Source organism: Flavobacterium sp. CFS9 (genome assembly GCF_041154745.1).
GTDB lineage: Bacteria > Bacteroidota > Bacteroidia > Flavobacteriales > Flavobacteriaceae > Flavobacterium.
This window is the reverse complement of the sequence record NZ_AP031573.1, coordinates 2,174,820-2,192,845: the sequence shown is the minus strand read 5'-3', so window position 1 is coordinate 2,192,845 and position 18,026 is coordinate 2,174,820. Positions and strand designations below refer to the sequence as shown.

Genomic DNA, 18,026 nt, shown 5'->3' with positions numbered 1-18,026 from the left:
TGAATTCCTCTATCCTGAAACTTTCAGGCTCGGCAGGTTTTACCGTTGGTTTTAGTTTCCGATTGGAAGACAAATTCAATTAACTATAGCATCATTTTCAAATGAAAAAACTAATATTGGCCCTTATTTTAGGGTTTACGGGCATTCTTTCTGCTCAAAATTCGGTATCGGGAACTGTTATCGATCTTCAAAACAAACCTTTAGCCGGCGTATCTGTTTATGCAGCTGAACTACACAAAGGAACAACAACAGATGAAAACGGAAAATACGATTTTAAGAATCTTCCAAACGGAAGTTTCCGACTTTCTTTTACTCTTATCGGTTATACTACACAAAGCAAGACCATTTCCAAACTATTAAAAGAAAACACTTTAGACATTACACTTACGGAATCTGTTTTTGAAATGGATGAAGTTGTGGTTTCAACTCCTTTCAATAAATTGCAATCGCAAAACGTAATGAAAGTAGAACATGAAAGCATTAAAACCTTACAACAAAAAGGAACTTCAACTTTAATCGAAGGTCTGGCTACTATCCCGGGGGTTTCTCAAATTTCTACGGGAACTTCTATTGGAAAACCGGTTATTAGAGGTTTAAGCGGAAATCGTGTTTTGGTGTACTCGCAAGGAGTTCGTATCGAAAATCAACAATTTGGAGACGAACATGGTCTGGGACTTAATGATGCCGGAATAGAAAGTGTCGAAGTAATCAAAGGGCCTGCTTCTTTATTATACGGATCTGATGCTTTAGGTGGAGTTCTATATTTTAATCCTGAAAAATTTGCTGATGCGAATACCTTTAAAGCTAATTTTAGTCAGAAATATTTCATAAATACACAAGGAAGTAATTCTTCTATTGGCTTAAAAACTTCAACAGACAACTGGAAATTCTTAGCCCGAGGAAGCTTCAACACTCATTCTGATTACAAAATTGCCGACGGTGATCGCGTAACCAATACCCGCTATAATGAAACCGATTTTAAAACGGGAGTTGGATACAGCAACTCTAGTTTCTCAAGTGTTTTACGTTACAATTACAACAAGCTGGACATTGGTATTCCCGAAGAAGGAATCGCAGAACAGTCATCGAGCAAGAATACGATGTTCCCAAGGCAAGGAATCTTCAACCATCTATTGAGTTTGAACAATGTGATCTTCTTTCAAAACTCTAAACTGGATGTTGATTTAGGATATATTGCAAATGACAGAAGTGAATTTGAGGACAGCAACGTTGCTTCTCTTCACATGAAACTGAATACTCTTAATTATAATGCTAAATACCATTTCCCAAAATTCGGTAAATTCGAAACGATTGTAGGTGTTCAGGGAATGCACCAAACCAATAAAAATTCCGGAGAAGAATACTTAATCCCGGATGCCACCACAAACGACTTTGGTGCTTTTGGAACTGCAAATTACGAATGGAATAATAATGTTTTACAAGCCGGATTGCGTTTTGACAACCGAAAAGTAACTTCTGAAGCTCACGGAACTGAAGGAGAAGAAGGTTATTTTCTTCCATTAGATCGTTCTTTTGACAGTTTTAATGCTTCGTTAGGATATAAAACAAAGCTTGCAGAACCACTGACACTTCGATTGAATGTGGCTACAGGTTTCAGAGCACCAAACTTAGCTGAACTTACATCAAACGGAGTTCACGAAGGAACGAACCGTTATGAAGTTGGAAATGCCAATTTAAAAAATGAACAGAATATCCAAACCGATTTAAACTTAGAATATAAAAACACCCACTTCGAGTTTTTCATCAACGGGTTTTACAATCATGTGAACAACTACATTTACACTTCACCAACAGGTGAAGTACGTGATAACAACGATGTTTTTGCTTACGTTCAGAATGATGCCAAATTATACGGAGGTGAAGCAGGTTTACACTTTCACCCACACCCACTGGACTGGCTGCATTTTGAAACCAGTTTTGAAACGGTAACCGGTAAAAAACAAAACAATGATTACCTGCCTTTAATTCCTGCTAATAACTGGAACAATACTTTAAGAACGGAGTTCAAAATCAAAAATTGGTTTGAGGAAGGTTATGCTTCTTTAAATGTTTCTTCTACTTTTAGCCAAAATAATGTGAGTGGTTTTGAAACTGCTTCGAAAGGATATACTTTGGTGAATTTAGGTTTTGGAGGAACAGTAAAACTGGGCAAACATGCTTTTGATGTTAATTTAAACGGAAACAATTTATTGGATAAAAAATATATTGCTCACCTATCAAGATTAAAAACTGACGGTATCCCAAACATAGGACGAAATATTGTTCTGGGAGTTAACTTCAATCTGTAACATTTTTAAACCATATACGACATATAGCTAAGATTAGTTAATACCTGACTAAGCAAGCTTGTATGCCTTATATGGTTTAACTTTTTATCATCATTATTTCACAACAAAAATGCTATTTTTGCTACAATCGTTAAACAAAAACTATGAAAAAAACATTTCTTCTAATGGCAATCACAACTGCAGGAATTTCGTTCGGGCAAGGCAAAATTCATTATCCCCAAACTAAAAAAGGCGAAACGGTTGATGTGTATTTTGACACTAAAGTAAACGACCCATATCGTTGGCTTGAAGACGATAAATCGGCTGAAACAGGAGCCTGGGTAAAGGCTCAAAATGAGGTAACTTATGGTTATTTGGATAAAATTCCATTCCGCGATGAACTTAAAAAGCGCATGGAAAAATTATGGAACTACGAAAAAATCAGTGCTCCATTTGTAGAAGGAAAATTTACTTACTATTCTAAAAACAATGGACTTCAGAATCAATCTGTAGTTTATAGAAAAGGAAAAGACGGTAAAGAGGAAGTTTTCTTAGATCCGAATACTTTTTCTAAAGACGGTACTACTTCTCTTGGAGGATTAAACTTCTCTAAAGACGGATCAAAAGCGGCTTATGCTATTTCTGAAGGAGGAAGCGACTGGAGAAAAGTAATCATTATTGATGCTATCACTAAAAAAGTACTGGAAGACACAATCGTTGATGTAAAATTCAGCGGGGTTTCATGGCATGGAAATACCGGTTTTTATTACTCCAGTTATGATAAGCCAAAAGGAAGTGAACTATCTGCAAAAACAGATCAGCATAAATTGTATTTCCACAAACTGGGAACTTCTCAAAAAGAAGACAAAGTGATTTACGGAGCCGATCAAAAACGCCGATATGTGGGAGGTTATGTTACGGAGGATGACAAATATCTGGTAATTTCTGCAGCGAATTCTACTTACGGAAATGAATTGTTCATCAAAGATCTAACAAAACCAAATAGCCCGATTGTAACGATTGTAGACAATTTCAACAGCAGCAATCAGATCATCGAGAATGAAGGAACTAAATTGTTTATCGATACAGACTTAAATGCACCAAACTCACGTGTAGTTACTGTTGATATCAGCAATCCAAAACCGGAAAACTGGAAAGATTTTATCAAAGAAACTAAGGATATCTTATCACCTACAACTGGTGGCGGATTCTTCTTTGCCAATTATACCAAAGATGCGGTTTCCTTTATACAACAATACGATTATAGCGGAAAACTAATCCGTGAAATCAAACTTCCGGGAGTAGGCAGTGCAGGTGGATTTGGAGCCAAAAAAGGAGAAAAAACATTATACTACAGCTTTACCAATTACACGACTCCGGGAACAATTTACTCATTTGAACCAAAATCAGGGAAGTCTGAAATCTACCAAAAACCAAAAGTTGATTTTAAAAGCGAAGATTACGAATCCAAACAAGTATTCTATACTTCAAAAGACGGAACAAAAATTCCGATGATCATCACCTATAAAAAAGGATTAAAATTAGACGGTAAAAACCCAACTATTCTTTATGGATACGGTGGATTCAACGTTAGCTTAACTCCTAGTTTCAGTATTGCCAATGCCGTTTGGTTAGAAAACGGAGGTGTTTATGCTGTTGCCAATTTAAGAGGTGGCGGTGAATATGGTAAAAAATGGCACGATGCCGGAACTAAACTGCAAAAACAAAATGTATTTGACGATTTTATTGCAGCTGGAGAATATTTAATTGCACAAAAATATACCTCTTCAGACTTCCTTGCTATTCGCGGAGGTTCTAACGGAGGTTTATTAGTGGGTGCGACTATGACACAGCGTCCTGATTTAATGAAAGTAGCTTTACCGGCTGTTGGTGTAATGGACATGTTACGTTACCATACTTTCACTGCCGGAGCAGGTTGGGCTTACGATTACGGAACCGCGCAGGATAACAAAGAAATGTTTGAATACCTTAAAGGTTACTCACCAGTACAAAACGTGAAAAACGGTGTTCAGTACCCTGCAACTATGGTAACTACAGGTGATCATGATGACCGTGTGGTTCCTGCACACAGTTTTAAATTTGCTGCTGAGCTGCAGGAGAAACAAACAGGGGAAAATCCGGTGTTAATTCGTATTGACGTAAAAGCAGGTCACGGAGCAGGAAAATCTGTTGCCGCAACTATTCAGGAAAATGTAGACGTTCAGGCGTTTACACTTTACAATATGGGAATTAAAGCTTTACCGAAAAAGTAAGCCTTTAAATCAATTTTTTCAGCCACGAATTCACGAATTATTTTTGTGAATTCGTGGCTTTTTGTTTGGACTTGAGAATTTACCGCAAAGCACGCAAAGTCTTTTTCATACAAAAGTACATTCAGAAGATGCAGAGTTCGCAAAGCATTGTGTTGAACCAGCTTTGCGAACTTTATGTTTTTACAAAACCAGGCTGATACAAAAACCTTGCGTACTTTGCGGTAAAATTAAATTTGCAAAATCTCCGTGAAAATAATTCGTGAATTCGTGGCAAACCATTTAAATTTGAAAAACTAAAATCAAAAAAATGAAAATTGTAAAATGGGGAATTATAGGTTGCGGCAATGTAACCGAAGTTAAAAGCGGTCCTGCTTTCCAGAAAACTTCAAATTCAGCTTTAGTTGCTGTTATGCGCAGAGATGCAGCTCTTGCCGAAGATTACGCCAAACGTCATAATGTTCCGAAATGGTATTCCAATGCGATTGATTTAATTAATGATCCTGAAGTTGATGCCGTTTATATTGCTACGCCTCCATCTTCTCATAAAGAATACACCATTTTATGTGCTAAGGCCGGAAAACCAGTTTACGTAGAGAAACCAATGGCTTTAAATTTTGAAGAATGCAACGAAATGATCAGCGTTTGTAAAGAACACAACGTGCCTTTATTTGTAGCTTATTACAGAAGACGCCTTCCGAGATTCCTAAAAATTAAAGAATTAATCGAACAAGGTAAAATTGGAACTATCAGACATGTAAATTGTGTTTTGTACCATCCGTTTGAGAAGCGCTACGACGACGAAATCAATTTACCATGGACAGTTTTACCACATATCTCAGGCGGCGGGATATTTGTCGATCTGGCTTGTCATACCCTAGATTTTTTAGATTTTGTATTTGGTCCTATAAAATCAGTACGCGGGCATGCGAGTTCGCAGCTCAAAGCCTATCCGGCAGAAGATTCGGTTTCGATGTCCTTTTTATTCGAGAACGGAATCCATGGAACCGGTTTATGGAATTTTGCCAGTTTTGAGCGTTACGACAATACCGATATTACAGGCGATAAAGGAAAGATTTCCTTTTCTACTTTCGGGAATGACCCTATTCATATTCAATATGCAAATGGCGAAAAAGAAAGTATTACGGTCGAAAATCCGCTTCATATCCAGCAGCCTCTTGTTGAAACTGTCGTTGCTGAGCTTTTAGGTGAAGAAGGTTTCTCACCATCAAAAGGCGAATCTGCTGCCAGAACAACCTGGGTTATCGATGAAGTATTGAAAGAGTTTAGAAATTCAAAATAAAGAGCTGACAATCTTTGTTGCTCGCAGATTTCGCAGATTTTTTCCTGCGATCATTAGTCTTGACCTTAATATTGTCATTTCGACTGAAAGGAGACTCGAGCGATAGCGAACAGGCGAAGCAAATCACACAAGAAACTACGCATAGAAAGTCGCCAATCTTTGTCGAGCTGCTAGTTTGATTTCTCCCTTCGGTCGAAATGACAGGAAACAAAAAAAGAGGATATTCATTTCGAATATCCTCTTTTTCTAAAAACTAAAACTATATAAAATTACAAGCTGTATTTAAGACCTAAAGTTAATCCTAAACCTGAGATTCCAACGTAAGAGCTTAACTCATCCATTTTATCATTTGGTCTGGTTGTGTCTTTAGTATCTGGAGTAGAAGTGTTAGGGTTAAATAACGGGTTATTAGAATTAACATCTAATCTATCTCTGTAAACTGTATATCTTTGAGCAGTTGTTCTTGAAGCTAAAGCATCATTACCATTAACTGTAAATTCTGTAGTTTCTTTAGTTTTTCCGTGAACTGTAAAGTTACGGTACTCTAACTCAGCAAAAACAGAGATGTTTTTTCCTAATTTGTATGAAGTACCTAAAGCAGCTGTGAAACCTAAAGTTGGATTTGGTTTTACTTTATCAACACTGTGAACATTTCCAAAAGCAGTTGGAGCTCCCGCAGGGCTAAAAGCAATTGGTGCATATGCATCAGAAGTAATTTCTAAATCTCCGTGAACAGGAATTAAAACACCTACTTTTGTGTAAGGCTCAAATCCTTTGTGCTCTCCTAAAAACAAAACTAAAGCAGGAGCTAAATCGAAAGCTGTAATCTGACCTACAGATTTGAAGCTGTAAACTCCACTTGGTGTAATAGGCACATCCGATCTCGTTTGAGCCATAGTTTTATCCTTACTTGTATAATAATTAACTCCTAATTCAACTCCTAAACGAGCATTAAATCTATATCCTGCAGTTATTCCGGTCCTGAAACCTTCTCCAAAAGATCCTGTAACACTTTCTTCAGAAACTAATTTTCCTCCAACATAAGTCCTGTCCAATGGAAGGTTTCCTCCAACAGTTGGAAATTCAGTAGCTGCAGTTTGAACAAAATAAGATCCTCCTAATTTAAAATACCAGCTTTCCGGTTTATCTGCTTTTTCTGTTTGCGCCATTGTGGCCATAGAGCAAACTAATAACCCTAATAAAAATAGGTTCTTTTTCATAATTTTGATTTAATTAATTTTTACAAACATAGATTATTTTAACATAATCTTCTGGTTTGCGTTGTTAGACTTGGAACGAAATCGTTGTAATTTTGAGCAATATTACTAAAAAACTATTATGCATGCATAATTTTAACTTAAAAAAAATACATTCTTTTAAATTTTAACTGTTAAAATCTAATTTAGCTTAAAATTCACCTGCATTTTTTCCAATTCTATCAATAAGTCTGTTGAAATTTTCACTTTTAACCTGCGGCTTGGCATCGTTAATTTGTTTACGACCTTAATTTCCTCAACTTCATTTACTTCCTGAATCTTGGTTTCTTCCATTCCGTCATCTTCCCTGTCATTTTCTTCTTCAAAAGTAGTTTCTTCAAAATCTTTCGGTGTTTCGACCTCCACCAATCTCTTTACTTTTTCCAATTCCATGATCTCAAAAGTCACCGAATTGTCTCCTTTATTCTCGCTAAACAAATGACTTAGTCTATGAATAAAATCTGCCTGAAGATCTTTTATGTTTAATAATAAAATCAGCTTTTTGGCAAAAGCCTCCAAAATATCCTGTAATTGTCTTATTTCGACAAATTGCATTCTTGGATCGGATTTCTTACCGGTGTCATGATTTACCCAGCCGTCTTTTATTAGTATTTTGATGAAAGCAAAATTATTCTGAATTAGAAAATGGCGGAATTTTAAATATTCTTCCCCAAAAATCTTGAACTCGTAACTTTCATCATAACCCTCTAAGTTAAAAACTGCCCAGCCTTTTCCATTTTTAGCCACACGGTGCTGAACATTATTTATGATTCCTGCAAAATTCAGATTTTTACCCACAAACTCGTTCATACTTTTCAAGGATTCCAATTTGTTATTGCAGAAGTATTTCATCTCAAATCTGAAATCGTCTAAAGGATGTCCTGAAATATAAATTCCAACTACTTCTTTTTCCTTCGCCAGTTTTTCCATGGTACTCCAGTCTTCACAAGGAGGTACGACAGGTTCAGCAATCTGTACTTCGCTGGTTTCTCCGAACAAACTTACCTGTGATGAATTTTCATTTTCCTGAAACTTCGATCCGTAACGCATCGCTTTTTCATAAAAAGTAATTCCATCTCCGTCATCATGAAAATACTGTGCTCTGGTTGTTCCTTCAAAGGAATCGAAACCACCTGCCAACGCCAGGTTTTCAATCGCTTTTTTGTTGGCTGCACGCAAATCAATTCGTTTCGCCAGGTCAAAAATCGATTTGTATCTTCCGTCTTTTCTATTTTCCACAATTGTCTCTACGGCTCCGGAACCTACTCCTTTAATCGCTCCCATTCCAAAACGAACGGCATAATCATCATTTACAGTAAATTTATAGTACGATTCATTTACATCTGGCCCCAAAACCTGTAAGCCCATACGTTTACATTCTTCCATAAAAAACGATACTTGTTTGATATCGTTCATGTTATTCGAAAGTACCGCAGCCATATATTCTGCAGGATAATGCGCTTTCAAATAAGCCGTTTGGTAAGCAATCCAGGCATAACAGGTCGAGTGTGATTTGTTGAAGGCGTAACTCGCAAACGCTTCCCAATCTTTCCAGATTTTCTCCAGAATCTTCGCATCATGGCCTTTTTGCGCTGCTTGTTCGACAAACTTCGGCTTCATTTTATCCAGTACGTCTTTTTGTTTCTTACCCATCGCTTTACGCAAAACGTCGGCCTCACCCTTTGTAAATCCTGCCAAAGACTGAGACAAAAGCATTACCTGCTCCTGGTAAACCGTAATTCCGTAGGTTTCTGATAAATATTCGGCACAGGCATCTAAATCGTATTTGATTTCCTCGTCACCGTTTTTTCTTCGAACGAAAGACGGAATATACTCCAAAGGTCCCGGTCGATACAAGGCGTTCATGGCAATCAAATCTCCAAAAACTGTTGGCTTCAGATCTTTCATATATTTCTGCATCCCAGGCGACTCGTATTGGAAGATTCCAACAGTTTCACCTCTTTGGAAAAGTGCATACGTTTCTTCGTCATCGATTGGAAAAGTATCAGGATCCAGATCAATATTCGTTCTGTATTTTACCAGTTTTACGGTATCTTTTATCAGTGTAAGGGTCTTCAGACCCAAGAAGTCCATTTTCAGCAATCCAGCACTTTCTGCGACCGAGTTATCAAACTGAGTTACATATAAATCCGAATCTTTTGCGGTGGTAACAGGAACGTAATTCGTAATATCCGATGGTGTAATGATTACCCCACAGGCGTGAATACCGGTATTACGCATCGATCCCTCAAGGATTTTTGCCTGCTGAATGGTTTCTCCCGCCAAATCATCTTCATTAGCAATGGCGATTAACTCTTTTACATTATCAAATTCGTCTGAACGAAGTGCTTTTTTAACCTCATCTTCACTCTCAGAAATAAAACGCGCCAAATTCCATTTTGAAGGCATCATTCCCGGAATCAGTTTTGCAATCCTGTCGGCTTCAAATAATGGTAAATCCAGTACACGCGCCGTATCACGAATCGCCGATTTGGTTGCCATTTTACCATAGGTAATAATCTGTGCCACCTGTTTTTGACCGTATTTGTTGATTACATAATCCATTACACGTCCACGACCCTCGTCATCAAAGTCGATATCAATATCGGGCATCGATACACGGTCAGGGTTTAGGAAACGCTCAAAAAGTAAATCGTATTTAATAGGATCAATGTTCGTAATTCCGAGACAATATGCTACCGCAGAACCGGCAGCAGATCCACGGCCGGGACCTACCGATACGTCCATTTTTCTGGCCTCAGCAATGAAATCCTGTACAATCAGGAAATAACCCGGATATCCTGAATTCGAAATCGTCATTAATTCAAAATCCAAACGCTCCTGAATCGATTCGGTAATTTCACCATACCTTCTTTTGGCACCTTCCATAGTAAGGTATCGCAGGTATTTATTTTCTCCACGAACACCGCCATCTTCTTCATCTTCGGGAACCATAAATTCGTCAGGAATTTCGAATTTAGGAAGTAATACATCGCGATAAAGCGAATATCCTTCAACCTTATCAATAATTTCCTGAATATTGATAATGGCTTCCGGCAAATCGGCAAAGAGCTTTTTCATCTCGTCTTGCGATTTGAAATAGTATTCCTGATTTGGAAGTCCGTAGCGGTAACCGCGACCACGTCCGATAGGTGTTGCCTGCTTTTCACCGTCTTTTACGCAAAGTAAAATATCGTGTGCATTCGCGTCTTCTTTATTTAAATAATAGGTGTTATTGGTTGCAATTAACTTTACATTGTGTTTTTTCGAAAACTCAATAAGGGTTTTGTTGACACGATTTTCATCTTCCTGATTGTGGCGCATTACTTCCAGGTAGAAATCTTCACCAAATTGTGCCGCCCACCAAATCAAAGCTTCTTCGGCTTGATTCTCACCAATGTTCAGGATTTTACTCGGAATTTCTCCGTATAAATTCCCGGACAAAACCATGATATCACCTTTGTATTGTTCAACAATGGTGCGGTCAATTCTCGGAACATAATAAAAACCATCCGTATAGGCAATCGAAGCCATTTTGGCCAAATTGTGATAACCTGCTTTATTTTTAGCCAGTAAAACAACTTGGTAACCATTATCTTTTTTGCTTTTGTCTAAGTGATTTTCACAGATATTAAATTCACAGCCTACAATTGGTTTTACTTCGGTTTCAGTCGGTTCTTCTCCAGCTTCAACCAAGGCTTTATTTTTTCCTGAAGCTGCTTTATTATGGTTCATAACGGCACTCACAAAATGAAAAGCCCCCATCATGTTTCCGGTATCGGTCATAGCAACGGCCGGCATTCCGTTTTTGGCTGCAGCCGAAACAATATTTCCAATTCCGATAGTAGATTGAAGTACCGAAAACTGTGTATGATTGTGTAAATGTGCAAATTTTGCAGCTTTAAAATCCGCTTTATCTTCTTCTGAAACTACATTTTGCCCGTCATCTCCAGCTAAAGCTTTTAATTGTTCTCTGATTTTATCAGAAGCCGCTTTTAAGTTGATGTGTTTTAAACCAATTAACGGAAATTCCTGCGGATTTCTTTCCTGAAATTCTTTGAAATAATCCTTAGGAACGTCCAGCTCTTCTTTAGTAAAAACCTCTCTTCTGATTAACTCCAGAAAACAACGCGTGGTTGCCTCAACGTCGGCAGTTGCGTTGTGCGCTTCTGCGAAAGGCTTGTTGAAAAGGTAACTATGCAACTCCGTTAAGGTTGGCAATTTAAATTTACCTCCACGTCCTCCCGGAAGCTGTAATAATGAAGCGGTAACTTCGGTACAGGTATCCAGAACAGGCATCGACCCCATAGGCGAATCTACTCCCATTCTATGGAATTCTGCTCCCATAATATTAACGTCAAAACCTAAGTTCTGACCAACAATAAACTTGGTTTTACTTAAAGCAATATTGAATTTCTCCAAAACCTCAGCCAAAGTGATTCCATCGGCATCGGCCAATTCTGTCGAAATTCCGTGAATACGTTCGGCATCGTACGGAATATTAAATCCATCGGGCTTAACCAGATAATCCTGATGCTCTATGAGCTGTCCCATTTCATCATGAAGCTGCCATGCGATCTGAATACAGCGAGGCCAGTTATCAGAATCGGTTATCGGAGCATCCCATCGTTTTGGTAATCCGGTAGTTTCGGTATCGAATATTAAGTACATAGGTATAAAAAGACAAATTTAAAATTCCAAATTCTAAGTTTCGCACCACATAAACAACTGATTACATGAACCATAAGGAAAATTGCGATACAAAATTGAGGAAGTTCAAATTTAGTCTTTTTTTTAGAGAAATAACACGGGTTTTATTCACCCGGTTAATATTTTTATTCTTTACCATTTACAAAAACCATCAGTGAAATGGCCAAGTAAGGAATGTCTTTTAAAATAAAAAAATCAGTTACCGGAAATCCCTCAACCATTTTAAAAACACCCGGAGTGGTCACCAAAAAACTCAATGTTGTCACAAATATAACCGCTGATGCAAAGCCCGCATAAAAACCAATTCTTTTTAAAAACAAAGAAGCCAGCAAACCAATCCCCGTTAACACTTCAAAAATCCCAATAAGATTTGAAACCTGTTGAACCGACATTACTTTGTACATCCAACCCATAGCAAAATGATTTTCAACCAATTCTTTTATAGCCCCGGCTTCAACTGCTGTAAACTTAAAAAGCCCTACCCAAAGCAAAATAATTACAGTTCCCAAAACTCCCAGTTTGTATGCAAATTCATTTAAATTCATAACATTATTTTTAAAATTAGAATGTTCAAAATTAGCACTCGCTTTTAAAAGCAAATGTCGGATACCCGTCATTATCTGTTAATTTCTTCACGAGCAATCCTCTACTTCTTCATTTAATTTCATTCTAAAAAAGAAAAAAATACGCTTCTTGGATGTCGTATTATTTCCATTAAAAAAACACAAAAACCTATTCCTTCTCCATGAGTCAAAGTAGGCTTAAAAACTGTTTTTATCTGAGATTCCAGAAACTTAAAAAAGAATTTAAAATCAATAAAAATCGCCTTTTTTGTTGATTTTGTTACATTTTTCAAACCTAAAACCTGTATTTCATAGTAATTTCAAGGCAAATTCATCAACTGCTAAATTTCAAAGCTACTCTCCGGAAATTGACTTCGAGAAGAAAAACAATATTTATCTGCCATTCTTTTTTCGGTCAAAAACAGATTTTTCAAAAGCCAATTGCAATTCGTATTTTTAGTTTGGGTATCGTATATAATGAAATATTGAAATTGACCACTTTTTAGCTTTTTTTAATTTTGCTTTCCTATTATATATAAGCAGAAATTGCTGTGGTTATAGAAATTACAATTAAAAAAACAAAACAATGAGTAAGACATTATTTGACAAAGTATGGGATTCACATGTAGTGCGTAAAATTGAAGATGGACCAGATGTGTTTTTTATTGACCGCCATTTTATTCACGAAGTTACAAGTCCCGTTGCTTTTTTAGGATTAAAAGCCAGAGGCGTTTCCGTTTTATATCCGGAGCGTACTTTTGCAACTGCAGATCACAATACTCCAACTATTAATCAACACCTGCCTGTACAAGACGCTCTCTCTGCCAATCAGCTGAAAGCTCTTGAAGACAATGCCAATGAATATGGGATTTCGCACTGGGGACTGGGACACATTAAAAATGGAATTGTACACGTGGTAGGTCCTGAAAACGGAATTACTTTGCCGGGTGCTACTATTGTTTGTGGTGATTCACACACCTCTACGCACGGTGCTTTTGGAGCGATTGCTTTTGGTATCGGAACTTCTGAGGTTGAAATGGTACTTTCTACGCAATGTATCATGCAGCCAAAACCAAAGAAAATGCGTATCAATGTAAACGGCCAGTTAAGCAAAGGAGTTGGTCCAAAAGACGTTGCTCTTTATATTATTGCTCAGTTAACTACTTCAGGCGGAACCGGTTATTTTGTTGAATATGCCGGAGATGTTTTCGAAAATATGACTATGGAAGGCCGTATGACGGTTTGTAACCTAAGTATTGAAATGGGTGCCCGAGGAGGGATGATCGCTCCGGATCAGACTACTTTTGATTTCCTTGAAGGAAAATTATTTGCTCCAAAAGGAGAAGCATGGGATAAAGCAATCGCCTATTGGAAAACCCTGAAAACAGATTCTGATGCTGTTTTTGACGCCGAATTGAACTTCAACGCCTCAGATATTGAACCAATGATTACTTATGGTACTAACCCGGGAATGGGAATTGGTATCTCAAAACATATTCCGAACGCCAATCAGGTTGAAGGCGGTGAGGAAACGTATAAAAAATCTCTTGCCTACATGGGCTTTAAGGAAGACGACGTAATGATCGGAAAACCAATTGACTACGTTTTCTTAGGAAGCTGTACCAACGGACGTATTGAAGATTTCAGGGCTTTTGCGGAGATTGTTAAAGGAAGAAAAAAAGCGGATAATGTAACAGCCTGGCTAGTTCCCGGCTCACATGTTGTTGAAGCTCAAATTAAAGAAGAAGGTATTTTAGACATTCTTACAGATGCTGGTTTTGTATTACGTCAGCCGGGCTGCTCTGCCTGTTTAGCCATGAACGATGACAAAGTTCCTGCCGGAAAGTATGCAGTAAGCACCTCCAACAGAAATTTTGAAGGTCGTCAGGGTCCCGGTTCAAGAACATTATTAGCAAGTCCGATTATGGCTGCCGCAGCTGCTGTTACCGGAAAACTAACAGACCCGAGAGAATTATTCTAATTTCAGATTGAAGATTTTAGATTTCAGATTGCTGATCTAAATCTCTTCGAATAAAATTAATTCACATCATTTAATACAAAACATTTTAGATTATCCATTTTACGTTTTCAGAAGAAAATCTAAAATCTAAAATCTAAAATCTAAAATTCCAAAAAATGGCATACGATAAATTTAATATACTTACCAGCAGTGCAGTGCCACTGCCAATCGAAAACGTGGACACCGATCAGATTATTCCGGCTCGTTTTCTAAAAGCAACTACACGCGAAGGTTTTGGAGACAATTTGTTTAGAGACTGGAGATATAACGGAGACAACACTCCAAAAACTGATTTCGTTTTAAACGATTCAACTTATAGTGGAAAAATTCTCGTTGGAGGAAAAAATTTTGGTTCAGGATCTTCGAGAGAACATGCTGCCTGGGCGGTTTACGATTACGGTTTCAGAGCTGTAGTTTCAAGCTTCTTTGCTGACATTTTCAAAGGAAACTGCCTGAATATCGGAGTTCTTCCGGTTCAGGTGAGCCCTGAATTCGCAGAAACCATTTTTAAAGCCATCGAAGCTGATCCTAAAACAGAACTGGAAATCAATTTACCGAATCAAACGATTACTTTATTGGCGACAGGTCAGCAAGAATCATTTGCCATCAACGGATACAAAAAGAACAACATGATTAATGGCTTTGACGACATTGATTATTTACAAAATATTAAAGAAGACATTGTAGCTTTTGCTGACAAACTTCCTTACTAAAAGAAATCTCATGCAGGATATTAGACCCGACAGGTTTCAAAGCTTGTCGGGTCTTTCTAAATTAAATAAAAAAAAATACAGAACGCGGATAAAACAGATTTGCTAACGCAAAAACGCTGAAAAAAACTGATTTTATTTTTTGACTAAGACGGAAACCCGCGTCAAATTGCATCAGAATTATAGATCATCAATATGGAAAAAAGAAAAATTGAAATAATGGATACAACACTCCGCGATGGTGAACAAACCTCGGGAGTATCATTTTCTGCTGCAGAAAAACTAACCATTGCACAATTACTGTTGGAAGAATTAAATATTGACCGAATCGAAATTGCCTCTGCACGTGTAAGCGAAGGAGAATTTCAGGCCGTAAAAGGCATCACTACCTGGGCAACCGAAAAAGAATACATCAATCGTATTGAAGTTCTTGCTTTTGTAGACGGTGGCGTTTCGATAGAATGGATGAAAAAAGCCGGCGCAAGAGTTCAAAATCTGTTGACCAAAGGCTCCTTAAACCATCTCACTCATCAATTAAAAAAAACACCCGAACAGCACTTTTCCGAAATCGCACACATCATCAGTTTGGCCCAGAAGAATGATATTGAAACCAATGTTTATCTGGAAGACTGGAGCAACGGAATGCGAAATTCTCCTGATTATGTTTTTCAATTTCTGGATTTTCTATCCACTCAGCCTGTTAAACGAATTTTACTTCCGGATACTTTAGGGGTATTAATTCCGTCTCTGACTTTTGAGTTTATTTCAAAAATCAGAGCCCGATATCCTAAAATTCATTTCGATTTCCATGCGCATAACGACTATGACTTAAGCGTTGCCAATGTTATGGAAGCCATAAAAGCTGGTATCAACGGACTTCATGTGACGGTAAACGGAATGGGAGAACGCGCCGGAAATGCCCCACTCGAAAGTACCGTAGCCGTAGTAAACGATTACCTGCCTGAAGTAAGCATTAACATTAAGGAGACTTCTTTGTACTCCGTGAGTAAACTGGTAGAAACTTTTACCGGCTACAGAATTCCTGCCAACAAACCGATTGTTGGAGACAATGTTTTCACCCAAACTGCCGGAATTCATGCCGACGGAGACAATAAAAACAATCTGTATTTTAATGATTTGCTTCCGGAGCGCTTTGGAAGAAAACGAAAATATGCTTTAGGAAAAACTTCCGGAAAAGCCAATATCGAAAAAAATCTTCAGGAATTAGGTTTAAAACTAAATCAGGAAGATTTGAAATTGGTCACACAAAGAATCATCGAACTGGGAGACAAAAAAGAGACGGTAACCAAAGAAGATCTTCCATACATTATTTCTGATGTTCTGGACAGCCATACGTATGAAGAAAGGATAAAAATTGAATCCTATATATTAGTTCACTCAAAAGGAATGCGTCCGTCTACAACTTTATGCTTAAAATTCGGAGATGAAATTATCGAAGAAAACGCACAGGGTGACGGTCAGTTTGACGCTTTTATGAATGCTTTATCTAAAATTTATAAAAACAAAAAACTAACGCTTCCCAAATTAATTGATTACGCTGTAAGAATCCCTCCCGGAAGCAGCTCCGATGCTTTGTGCGAAACGATCATCACCTGGGTCAACAATGGAAAAGAGTTTAAAACAAGAGGATTAGATTCTGACCAGACTGTTGCAGCGATTATAGCCACTCAAAAAATGTTGAATATAGTTACCTAAAAAATCTCCTAAGTTGCTAAGACCCTAAGAAACTAAGACTTAAACCCAAAACCTTAGAACCTTAGCGACTCAAAATCTTAGAACCTTAAATAACAAACATAGAATGAAATTAAACATAGCCCTTTTAGCAGGAGACGGAATTGGTCCTGAGGTAATAAACGAAGCGGTAAAAGTATCTGATGCTATTGCAAAGAAATACAATCACGAAATAACATGGACTCCAGCCTTAACCGGAGCATGTGCAATTGACGCCGTTGGAGTTCCTTATCCTGATGAAACCCACGAAATATGTATGAAAGCCGATGCTGTTCTATTTGGAGCAATTGGCCATCCAAAATATGATAATGATCCAAGCGCACCGGTACGTCCGGAACAGGGTTTACTACTCATGCGTAAAAAATTAGGATTGTTTGCGAATGTACGTCCGACTTTCACTTTTCCCTCCTTGATTGATAATTCTCCTTTAAAAAGAGAAAGAATCGAAGGTACTGATCTGGTTTTCTTAAGAGAATTGACAGGAGGAATTTACTTTGGCGAAAAAGGAAGAAAAGACAATGGAGATACCGCATTTGACAACTGCGTTTATACCAGAGCCGAAGTGCAGCGTCTGGCAAAAAAAGGCTTTGAACTAGCCATGACCCGCAGTAAAAAATTATGCTGTGTTGACAAGGCAAATGTTTTGGAAACTTCACGTTTATGGAGAGAAACAGTTCAAGCTATGGAAAAAGACTATCCGGAAGTTACTGTATCTTACGAATTTGTAGATGCCGTTGCCATGCGATTGGTGCAATGGCCTAACTCTTATGACGTTCTTATTACCGAGAATTTATTTGGAGATATTTTAACTGATGAAGCTTCTGTAATATCGGGTTCTATGGGGTTAATGCCTTCTGCTTCTGTTGGAGAACATACTTCTCTTTACGAACCAATTCACGGATCTTATCCTCAGGCAACAGGATTGAATATCGCAAATCCGCTGGCTACTATTTTATCAGCTGCCATGATGTTTGAAGATGCTTTCGGGTTAAAAGACGAAGCAGAAGCAATTAGAGCTGTTGTAAACCAATCCTTAGAGCAAGGAATTGTTACCGAGGATCTGGCTCCAAAAGACGCTAAAGCCTACAAAACCAGCGAAGTTGGAGACTGGCTTGTCGCTAACTTATAATTATTTTTTGTTTCAGGTTTCAAGT

General features: G+C 37.8%; 10 protein-coding genes. 7 read left to right on the top strand and 3 right to left on the bottom strand.

Annotated features, from left to right (window positions below; translation table 11 throughout):
- Positions 1-101: 101 nt before the first annotated feature.
- From ACAM30_RS09620 to ACAM30_RS09610, 3 genes are all read left to right on the top strand, one after another.
- Entirely contained in the window at positions 102-2,309 is a 2,208-nt protein-coding gene (locus ACAM30_RS09620; RefSeq protein WP_369618293.1) for a TonB-dependent receptor, read from the top strand.
- Between the two features lie 143 nt (positions 2,310-2,452).
- Complete coding sequence (locus ACAM30_RS09615) at positions 2,453-4,561, top strand: prolyl oligopeptidase family protein (RefSeq protein WP_369618292.1); 2,109 nt, start codon at positions 2,453-2,455, stop codon at positions 4,559-4,561.
- A 307-nt stretch (positions 4,562-4,868) separates the two neighbouring features.
- Positions 4,869-5,861, top strand: a complete 993-nt coding sequence (locus ACAM30_RS09610; protein WP_369618291.1) for a Gfo/Idh/MocA family protein — start codon at positions 4,869-4,871, stop codon at positions 5,859-5,861.
- 269 nt (positions 5,862-6,130) lie between these two features.
- Here the strand turns inward: ACAM30_RS09610 and ACAM30_RS09605 are convergent, their stop codons facing one another.
- The 3 genes from ACAM30_RS09605 to ACAM30_RS09595 all read right to left on the bottom strand — a co-directional run bounded on the left by ACAM30_RS09605 (position 6,131) and on the right by ACAM30_RS09595 (position 12,372).
- On the bottom strand, positions 6,131-7,081 hold the full coding sequence (locus tag ACAM30_RS09605; RefSeq protein ID WP_369618290.1) for an outer membrane beta-barrel protein: 951 nt from the start codon (positions 7,079-7,081) through the stop codon (positions 6,131-6,133).
- Positions 7,082-7,258: 177 nt separating this feature from the next.
- The gene (gene dnaE, locus ACAM30_RS09600) at positions 7,259-11,788 is read right to left on the bottom strand and encodes a DNA polymerase III subunit alpha (protein WP_369618289.1); all 4,530 of its coding nucleotides are present in this window, start codon (positions 11,786-11,788) and stop codon (positions 7,259-7,261) included.
- 164 nt (positions 11,789-11,952) lie between these two features.
- Entirely contained in the window at positions 11,953-12,372 is a 420-nt protein-coding gene (locus tag ACAM30_RS09595) for a DUF417 family protein (protein WP_369618288.1), read from the bottom strand.
- A 604-nt stretch (positions 12,373-12,976) separates the two neighbouring features.
- Between ACAM30_RS09595 and leuC the strand changes: the two genes are divergently transcribed.
- From leuC to leuB, 4 genes are all read left to right on the top strand, one after another.
- On the top strand, positions 12,977-14,371 hold the full coding sequence (gene leuC, locus ACAM30_RS09590; RefSeq protein ID WP_369618287.1) for a 3-isopropylmalate dehydratase large subunit: 1,395 nt from the start codon (positions 12,977-12,979) through the stop codon (positions 14,369-14,371).
- Between the two features lie 155 nt (positions 14,372-14,526).
- On the top strand, positions 14,527-15,123 hold the full coding sequence (gene leuD, locus ACAM30_RS09585) for a 3-isopropylmalate dehydratase small subunit (protein WP_369618286.1): 597 nt from the start codon (positions 14,527-14,529) through the stop codon (positions 15,121-15,123).
- Between the two features lie 192 nt (positions 15,124-15,315).
- Entirely contained in the window at positions 15,316-16,836 is a 1,521-nt protein-coding gene (locus ACAM30_RS09580) for an alpha-isopropylmalate synthase regulatory domain-containing protein (protein WP_369618285.1), read from the top strand.
- A gap of 103 nt (positions 16,837-16,939) precedes the next feature.
- A complete protein-coding gene (gene leuB, locus ACAM30_RS09575; RefSeq protein ID WP_369618284.1) occupies positions 16,940-18,001 on the top strand; it encodes a 3-isopropylmalate dehydrogenase in 1,062 nt (353 codons plus the stop codon).
- The last annotated feature ends 25 nt before the right edge of the window (positions 18,002-18,026 follow it).

What these genes read in the sequence shown, in the direction of transcription:
- ACAM30_RS09620 (WP_369618293.1), top strand. Translation starts at nt 102, where the DNA reads ATGAAAAAACTAATATTGGCCCTTATTTTAGGGTTTACGGGCATTCTT.
- ACAM30_RS09615 (WP_369618292.1), top strand. Translation starts at nt 2,453, where the DNA reads ATGAAAAAAACATTTCTTCTAATGGCAATCACAACTGCAGGAATTTCG.
- ACAM30_RS09610 (WP_369618291.1), top strand. Translation starts at nt 4,869, where the DNA reads ATGAAAATTGTAAAATGGGGAATTATAGGTTGCGGCAATGTAACCGAA.
- ACAM30_RS09605 (WP_369618290.1), bottom strand. Translation starts at nt 7,081, where the DNA reads ATGAAAAAGAACCTATTTTTATTAGGGTTATTAGTTTGCTCTATGGCC.
- dnaE (WP_369618289.1), bottom strand. Translation starts at nt 11,788, where the DNA reads ATGTACTTAATATTCGATACCGAAACTACCGGATTACCAAAACGATGG.
- ACAM30_RS09595 (WP_369618288.1), bottom strand. Translation starts at nt 12,372, where the DNA reads ATGAATTTAAATGAATTTGCATACAAACTGGGAGTTTTGGGAACTGTA.
- leuC (WP_369618287.1), top strand. Translation starts at nt 12,977, where the DNA reads ATGAGTAAGACATTATTTGACAAAGTATGGGATTCACATGTAGTGCGT.
- leuD (WP_369618286.1), top strand. Translation starts at nt 14,527, where the DNA reads ATGGCATACGATAAATTTAATATACTTACCAGCAGTGCAGTGCCACTG.
- ACAM30_RS09580 (WP_369618285.1), top strand. Translation starts at nt 15,316, where the DNA reads ATGGAAAAAAGAAAAATTGAAATAATGGATACAACACTCCGCGATGGT.
- leuB (WP_369618284.1), top strand. Translation starts at nt 16,940, where the DNA reads ATGAAATTAAACATAGCCCTTTTAGCAGGAGACGGAATTGGTCCTGAG.